Genomic DNA, 9,067 nt, shown 5'->3' on the forward strand with positions numbered 1-9,067 from the left:
GGCAAGAGCGACCAGAAAGGCCCGCATCAAGCGGTCAGGCGCACCCGAAGGGATGAAACAAAGAGAAATACCCGGCTTGCCGGGTTGCGCCTGAGCGCGGCGGGCCTAGCCGGGAGCGCCGCCCACACCGTCTCTCTGGTGCCGGAAAACAACGCCGGCGCGTCCGCGCCGTCCATATCAATCGCTAACAATCGCGATTATCCCATCCGCGAAGCGGCCCAACAAGAACGGCACCCTTGCACGGCGCGACGCCGCGCGGTGGTGTGCGCGCGCAACTGTGCGCCAGCGCCCACCGGGCAAGGAGAGAGGCAAGAGTGCCTGCGGGTCAGAACAAAAAAGTCGCACCCTCAAGGAGCGCAGCGGGAAAGAGTGCGTCCTTAAAAATCCCGCTCATCACCAGCGGTCCGCCAGGACTGCCCTTCCTCTTGCGCCATGCGATCGTCACCGGCAGGCCGAGACGCCAAAGGCGGCTCGGTGGAGTGAGCCCGCGAAGGCGGGATCGCGGAATAGAGCGCGGTGCGGACTTGTCCGCAGGCGTTCAATCTAGGCTAAAATAACTCTTGCCTGAAATACCAGCGCGATCAAAAAACGCCTGATTGCGCGCTCGCGCGTCGCCCAAAAGTGCGTCCCATCCGATCAGCTCTATCGAACCCTGAAACCCGCTTTGCGGCTGATATAGACGCCCGCGCCCATCCGCTGTGCGTTGCCAAGTATATGTCCATTCATCAATTTTACCGACAATATCTGCAACGATGAAACAATGGAAAACGGTGCGATCATCAAGCTTGATCGGTCGCCCTTTCACATCACTTAATTTTCCCTCTTGCAACCGCCGCACATAACGCTCGACTTGCGACTGAGGATTTTCATTGTCACCGTAGCTTGACCGGCCCGGCCGTTTGAATTCGACCAAAAGAACTTTGGACGGTTCTTCGGTTTGTCGCAAACCGTGAACATAATCAAAGATTAGGACATCAGGGCGTTCGTCGCTTTCGATAGCCTGCGACAACGTTGAAAACTCGACGTCAGAGCTGAAATATTGCGCAAAGGTTAGCCGTTCATCGATGATCCAGAGATCGTGAGATGATGCAGATTCAACTTTTTTCGTGCCATCTTCAATTGTATTTATGCGTAGCGGGCAAATGAACGAGTGAAGGATGTCCTCGCGCTGATACGAACTGTCCCGTGTATCATCACGCACTTTTTCCAGAAGTATTTCGATAAAATCGAGAACGACCTTCCGGCGCACGATATACTCTGCAAGGCTGCGTTGCTCTGCATCCTCAATCGCTGAACCGGCTTCCGAAATGGCATCGGCAAAGGAAGCGGCGTCAGCTTCACCACCTCTCAATCGGCTGAGGACGGATTTAATTTTATCAGCCTGCCGCTGGTCTCTGCGAAAGCGCTCACGAGCCAAATGCCCGTAAATGGCATCCTCTTTCAGTTCACCCGAAGGGATTTTGGTCTGAAGTTCTTCGGTGTTACCGAAGGCAACAGATGGATAGCTTTCTGTTATCTGTTCAATCTTCTCGCGCTGCTCGCCACCAAGTTTCTCAAGGGGTTCCTTGAGAAACTCCTCAATATACGAACTGCAAACATCATTGATGATGCGGTCGAGAACAACATCTTCGAACATGAAAGCCGTCCGCTCCTGATTCACATTCGTGTCGAGATATTCGCCTGTTAAAATAGCGTGGAATACACGGTCATTGTCGCTGCCAAAATATTTCAGACCTAGCTTACCGTCGATGCTTTGAGACTGGACCGTCCGGTCGTGAGCAATAAAATGGACAAAATGGTGTCCTTTGAGGTCCGCGCTGGCAACTTTATCGCATTCCATAAGGGTTAACAGCAGTAGGCCATATTCTTCGGTCTCAAGCTGTATGTCAGCTTGCTTGCGGTGAACGATGTTGTCGATCTCGGCAGGATAATGACGGGTCTCATCGCCAACATAGACCGAAATTTGGGGGCATTTCTTGCCGATGAATGTCGGCAAGAAATGCGAAGTCAAATGTTGAAAAACAAAGCTGTCGCGGCCCGGAAAATTCGAAAGATACCCGTTATCACGCAATCCATCGAAACGAACGAAGAAAGACGGGCTCTGGGTCGATCCGACTGCCTCTATTTTCTCGTTCTGAATTTGGTCATTCCGCTTCAACATGAAGTCAAAGGATCGTGTTTCCATGCCGTCTTTGGATTTGAACGTGCTGACGACGCTAATCTTCTGGAAGCAATCCAGCCATAAGAGCCGCCCGACGCCTTTACCACCAATCGAAATTTTGTTGTCCGTGTCGGTTTCGGTAAAAGCGTCCCAATTCTTCTCGTCTAGTCCAAAGCCGTTATCTTCGACAGTCGCCCACACTTTATCCTTGTTACGATTGGTGTTCACGGTGACGTGAATCTGCCCTTGCTTGCTGACAGTCTCCCCAAACCGGTTTTGAACTGAATGAATGGCATTCGAAATGGCCTCAAAAAGTGGTTGCATCGCAGCAGTCACATTTTTGGGCTTTGGCAAACGCTCAATGCGTTTGACGATATTTGGCCTAAGTGAAGTCATAATCGGACTTTCTCTGATATTTTAATTTCACGCCGCATACCGTCCATCTGCAAGCCGCCGCGCCTGTCCGATCGCGGTTAGGGCGTCCAGCACGGGGGTTATGCCCTTGGCGTTTGTGCCTTTGATAGCGCGGGCGATGTCGCGGGGGTGTTGGGGTAATGGCGATGCGGCAAGAATATTGGCGACAGCGCTGACTTGTTCGGCAAGTGTTTTTGGCCACGGGATGATTGTTGCAACAACCGGCAAAGCGGGGGCATCGCCCAGATCGAGATCGCGGTTCACCGGCTTGGCGGTTTCGCCCGGCGATTGATATTCAGGGCGCAGCCAACGGACGACGCCCTTGGCTTCTTCAGCGGCCCGTTCCCTGTTGAGCGCCACCAAGCGGGTAAGGATTTCATCATCCGACAAATTAGCAGGCCAGCCGTAAGCTTCGGCAACGGCGGCATCGATTGCATCGTGATGCTGTTTGATGAGCGAGACTTGCCCGCGTGTTGCGATGTCTTTCAGCTTCGGTTCTATCGCGGTCTTTTCCTGTTCGGCGACGCGAATGGCTTCCAGCGCATTGTATAGCCCGGTCAGTGTTATATCCGAATGTTCAGCCAACACTTTCTTACGCAACGCATCCAGTTTTTCAGCTTCCTCACGGATACGGGCTTTTAGAGTATCAGCAACGTCCGCTGGGAATGGAAACGGATCAAAACAAGCTGATTTGGCATATACTGGATCGTCCCCCATTCCAAGGCGACCGCCCGCCGCTAGCGCCCATGCGCCATGTATTGCACTCGACAACACGCCAAGATGCCACGCATCATCTAGTGCAGAACAAATCAGCTTATTATCCGGGACAATGCCTATTGGCAGAAACTGGAACACCCGGTGCTTTGCGGTTTCAATGGTTGCGATATAGCGATCAATTCCGGCCATAGCCTTCCGCATCTCGCTGCGCGCTTCGCCATAAATCCACCAGTTTTCGCGGTAACTGGCGCGGTTGTTCTGGGCGCGGTGCGGTTTCACATTTGAAAGAACGTGCTGATATACCGCCGGATGCTGGTCCCGCGCTTCGGCCTCGGTCAGGCCATAAAGGTCGATGACTTTTACATCGCGCGAGCGTGATGCCAGGTCGCGGCCATTGCGATAATCAAATATCACATTGGCATCGCCGGGATTGCCTGAGCGAAAGCGCGGCTTATCGTTTGAGGTTGTAAATCCAAGTTTTTCGGCCTCTTCCGGCGAAAGAATAAAGCCGCTCCCCATCAGCTGAACTCCGCGCGAAGCGAGCTTGTCATTGGATTTGAGCGGGACTGCTGCTGTGACATCCGCACCGATACGGAGATCGCTGTTTATCATTCCCTGCTTGCTATCGAAGGTCACGCTATCAGGGGCGGCGCTTTCGTCCGTGACGGCTCGCAGCAAGCCTTCTGCTTTACCGGGCTGCGCCACGGTCATTGCAATACGCACCGCTGCGCCGTCGCTGGAATCAACCCAAGGGTGATTGGGAATGGCGAACGTCAGACTGATCCGGTCTTTGTTTTCCAGATATTTGGCAACGACACGGCGGCTGAATGTTTGTGGCAGCGAATTGGTCGTGATGAAACCAAAGCGTCGTACCGTTTTCTTTCTTGTTGCAAGCGCCGCCTTGTCCCACCAGTGCATAACGAAATCAGCGGATTCGGGAACATTAGTGGTTTTGAACAGCGCATCAAAATAGCCGCCGCCCAATCGTTCTCGAACATCCTTGCCGCCGATGAACGGCGGATTACCGACAATGAAATCCGCTTTGGGCCATTTTGCTGCCTTTGCACCGACATAGCGTTCAACCTCGACGCGCGCATCCTCATCGGGAACCTTCTTTCCGGTCACGGGATGCAGCTTCATCGTCTCGCCGTCCCAACGGGTGAGCGGCTTGCCATGTTCGTCGCGTTCAAGGACTTTCTTATCCCACGAGATAAGGGCATCGCGGTTTTCGATGGTCTTTACGTCGCGCAGCACGGGTTCGGGCGGCATTCGTCCTTCGCCAGAAACCCGGAAATGCCATTGCAGGTAGCCGATCCACAAAACCAATTGTGCAATCGCCGCCGCGCGCGGGTTTATCTCGATACCAAGGAAATTTTCGGGAGTAATCGTGTGGCCGCTCATTTCCGCTACATATTGCTTGTCGCCCAGTTCGATCAGCAGCGAGACGACTTCGCCTTCAAGCTCTTTCATCCGTGCCAGCGCAACATAGAGGAAATTGCCCGTGCCGCAGGCAGGGTCAAGAACTTTGGTTTGCGCTAGCGTTCCATGAAATTTTTCGACAACCGCGCGCGCCTCATTGGCTTTGTCGGCCTCAATCAGGCTTGTCGCCGCCGCCTGCACACCCGCCCAATCAGCACGCAGCGGTTCGATGACGGTGGGCAATACCAACCGTTCGACATAGGCACGCGGGGTATAATGCGCGCCCAGCTTGGCGCGTTCTTTGCCGTCGAGCGCGCGTTCAAGCAAGGTGCCGAAAATCGCTGGCTCAACATCGTTCCATTTCTTTTCGGATGACTGGATTAAAAGCCCGATTTCGTCGGCATCCAGAGGGATGACAGTCTGATCTTTGAACAGATAGCCATTGAATTTTCGGACGGTCTCTCCGGCATCACCCAGCGCGCCGACAAAACCGCCAGTGTCCATCTTCGCCCATAGATCGGTCAGTGCGGGCGTTAGATTTTCAGGTCGCGTCTGCATCTTTTTAAGGAGCGCGGTAAAACTACCGTCCGGAATAAGGCCGACATCTTCGGCAAACATCGTGAAAAGGCAGCGCATCAGGAAATCAGCAACGCGTGTCGGGTTTTGCTCTCGCGCCTCTAGCCGTTTGGACAATGCGGCAAGCCGGTCGGCAATTTCCCGCGTGACCTTGGCCGCTTCCTTGGAGGGGTCAAGGCTGAGTGGGTCAGTCCAGATGGTTGCCAAACGGGAGCGGACATCCTCATGCCGCAGATCATCCAGTTTGATGCGGAAACGGGCCGCGTCGGGAAACTGGGTATATTGCTTTCCGGTTCCGCTGAAATCGGCATAGACATCAATGCAATGGCCAACATCGGTAATTAAGAGAAATGGCGGCCAGCCATGTTCGAGCGGCAATGCCTTGGCATAGCGTTCGGCCTGTCCTTTGGCTTTCAGCATCGCCGCAGCCCAGCCCGGAGTGCCGCGCTTGGCGGTGCCTTGCTTCAGCTTTTCGGCTGCGGGTTTGCCGAAAAAGTCAGCTTCTCCGCGTTTCGCAGCTTCACGGTCCGCATCCGTGCCTTGCTTTGCCTCCAGCACGAAACAATCACGCTTATAGGCGTCTAAGCGACCAAAACTGGTTGTGCCGTCGCCATTGTCCTGGAACACGCGGCGTTCAAAGACATAATCATTGTGAGCGTCATCAGGCTGGCTGCCATTGGGAGAGTCAACTCCAATGAGGACGCAAAGTCCGTTCACGAAGCTCTGCGTATTGGCAAGCTCCGAACCGCCGGTAATGGCCCAGTCCGCAATAAATGAATTTATCTGATTATTATTCTGCACGGATTATCTTTAGACGCCGGGACACATTACTCGCAATCAACAAACGAAGGGGCGCTGTCATTTGTTATCGCCCCCAATATCCACCGCCAGTCTGTAGCGCGCATAGCGACGCTCGCCAGTGCGGATCAGCGCATTTTTTGCAATCAAGTCATTCAAATCGCGCGTCGAAGTCGCTGTGGTTGCACCGGTAATCGTCCGATAGTTTCCAGCGCTTAACCCGCCTTCGAATCCATCTGGCCCTTCGCGGAACATTCGGATCAAGGCCTTTTCCTGCCTCTCGTTGATCTCGCCGCGAAGGCGATCAAACAGGCGTGTTTTTTCAATCAGGAACCGTATGCGGGTAATCGTGCGAGCCTGCGCCTCGATGACAATATCGGCAAACCATGTCAGCCACGCATCAATGTCGTTGCTTTGGCTTCCAAGGTGAAGCGCGGCATAATAGGCTTTGCGGTGGCGATGAATCGTCTCTGCAAGCGCGGTCAGCGTCGGGGTTGCGAGACTTTGTGCTAAAGCTTTTTCAGCAATCGCGCGCCCAATCCGGCCATTGCCGTCTTCAAAGGGATGAATGCTCTCAAACCAAAGGTGAGCGATAGCCGCCCGCGTGATCGCAGGAACTTGATTTGGTGATGACGGGGCGCTTTCGTTGAACCATGCAATAAAGCGAGACATCTCCATCGGCACATCTGTTGACGGCGGCGCTTCAAAATGCACGCGCGGTGCCTGGAGTGCGCCAGACACAATCTGCATCGGATCTTCGTGTGTCCGGTAGCGCCCGACATCAGCAATGTCGCGGCGACCATTCATTAGCATCGCGTGCCACGCAAACAGCGTCTGATCGTCAAGCGGCGCGGCATGGCTGCGATAGACATCGGCCATAAGCTCGGCAGCACCGGCCTCAGCGGCGCTTGCCCGGCGCTGGTCGGCAGCAAAGCCCAGATGCCGTGCCAGTGATGATTGGACGCTATCGCGGTCAAGGATTTCGCCTTCTATGGCAGAGCTATCGACAATTTCTTGGGAAATAAGTTCGATGGTCAAGCCGTTGCGTTCATCGTCGTCAAGATGATGCAATGCCCCGATTACAACACCGGAACCTTTTAAGAATTGTGCTTCTGACATGCGGATAGATTCCGCGTCGAAGCGAAAGTCAGGCCAGGCAGGAAGTTGCCAGTTCCAGCGCATGATCGATAAGAACCCTTTCTATCAATCATGATATAACAGTATTGTGATTGATAAAGCGAGTGCCAATCAATCATCAAAGGCAAAAATGTCGCTTCGCGTCGTTAAGTTGTGGCGATGGCCGAATCCCGTTCAGGATTCTGGTGGCCAGCATGACAATATCCTTCGATTGTCATTTCGCGAAAAGTTGAGGCGCTTCCCCTTTGGTCAGCTCGCCTCATTGGACATGGGAACACTGCTGTTCAGCGGTCTGTTCCATCCATGCCCGTAACAAGCCTATTCATCGTCAAGATCAACCTCGGCGCGAGGTGACGATTTCGAGGCTCTAAGGGGTTTGGGCCTACGGACGTTGATGGAGGCCGCATCAAGAGTGCTCTTGATGTGCGCGGCATAGAATTTCTCAATCATCTCGACGCTGGTGCGGCAGTTTTTGGCGATCTGGTAGATGTCGGCCCCCTCCATCAACCGCATACAAATATAGGTGTGACGCAGACTATAGGCAGTGCGGGGCTTCTCATCCCGGTCGCGCTTGAGGTTGGCCCGCTCCAAAATACCGTTGAATAATCTCACATGATTACCGGGAAACACAGAGTCCCGTAGTTCTGGATATTCCGGTTCCGGCGGGTCTTCTGACAATGGCGGCAGGCCTTCTTTACGCCGTCGCTGCTTCTCACGGCGGCTTTCCGCCTGAACAGGTTTTGGCCGATTGAGTAATCGTTCATACGGTCTGACCGCGCTCGGCATCGACTTACAATAGCCAACGCCGCGTTTACCTCGCACCTCAATTTCGAGGAGCGTCTCACCAGTTGCCTCGTCTTCGACAATAGCAACATCGCGATGCTGGAGATTTTTTGCCTCATCGGGCCGCAGGCCAGTGTTGGCTAGAAATAGGACATAATCATGGACCTGTTCGGCATTCCACCTGTCACGCTCATGGAAGGGATCACGCGCATAGGCGCGCGTGGCTTCATAGAGCTGCTTGTATTCGGCTGGACTGAACCAAGGACGGTGGACGATCTTGCCCTGCGTTCTGTAAGGCGGTGATAGGTCAGGCAAATGCTCAAGCCACCCGTTGCGGATGGCTGTCTTCAGAACCATTCGTAAAGTGACGATTTCATTATGTAGGGTGCTGCGCGCTGGCGGTTTGTCCACCAACGGTCGATTGCTGCGTGACGCAGGATTTGGTTCAAGCCGCGACGTCATCCGGTGAACGCGATAATCCTGCACTTTGGCCGGGGTCACTTTCGAGACGCCAAGCTCGCCGAAGAAAGGCAGCAAATGAATCCGCAACCGGATTTCATGTCCCTCGGTCCACTTCTGGCTGCGCTCACCTTCGGTAATAACTTCATACTCGGCAAGAAACTGTGTTGCGGCTTGGGCAAAACTCTTCTCCGACAGGAGAATGCCAGCGTGATCTTTGCCGCGAAGTGCAAGATACCAGTCTTCGGCAAACTCGGATGCCAGCGCGAGACTTTCACGCTTGGTTGTGGCCCGTCGTTGTTTACCGCCGACTGAAGCAGAGCATTGCCAGATGCGACTCTCACCGCGCCGATACAGCTGCACCTTGCCATTGAGAACTCGGTGACTTTCCACACGTCGCCTCCACCAATTGGGATATGATGACCTACGGCTATCAGGTTTTAGAGAAAGAGTCAAAATGTGTTAGCTATGTGTTAGCTCCAAAACGAACAAAAGCCCCAGTCTTTCGACCGAGGCTATTCGTTAAGTTATTGTATTTGATGCTTTAAGTTGGTTGCGGGAGTAGGATTTGAACCTACGACCTTCAGGTTATGAGCCTGACGA

4 protein-coding genes are annotated in these 9,067 nt (G+C 53.8%); all 4 read right to left on the reverse strand.

Going from position 1 to position 9,067, the window contains the following annotated elements:
- Nucleotides 1-538: 538 nt before the first annotated feature.
- On the reverse strand, nucleotides 539-2,557 hold the full coding sequence (locus AACZ86_RS16335; protein WP_335653890.1) for an ATP-binding protein: 2,019 nt from the start codon (nucleotides 2,555-2,557) through the stop codon (nucleotides 539-541).
- Between the two features lie 27 nt (nucleotides 2,558-2,584).
- Entirely contained in the window at nucleotides 2,585-6,088 is a 3,504-nt protein-coding gene (locus tag AACZ86_RS16340; protein WP_339694690.1) for a DNA methyltransferase, read from the reverse strand.
- A 57-nt stretch (nucleotides 6,089-6,145) separates the two neighbouring features.
- Entirely contained in the window at nucleotides 6,146-7,267 is a 1,122-nt protein-coding gene (locus AACZ86_RS16345) for a Fic family protein (RefSeq protein ID WP_339694695.1), read from the reverse strand.
- Nucleotides 7,268-7,540: 273 nt separating this feature from the next.
- Complete coding sequence (locus AACZ86_RS16350) at nucleotides 7,541-8,857, reverse strand: site-specific integrase (protein ID WP_339694699.1); 1,317 nt, start codon at nucleotides 8,855-8,857, stop codon at nucleotides 7,541-7,543.
- Between the last annotated feature and the right edge of the window lie 210 nt (nucleotides 8,858-9,067).

Source organism: uncultured Parasphingorhabdus sp., assembly GCF_963975735.1.
Lineage (GTDB): Bacteria > Pseudomonadota > Alphaproteobacteria > Sphingomonadales > Sphingomonadaceae > Parasphingorhabdus.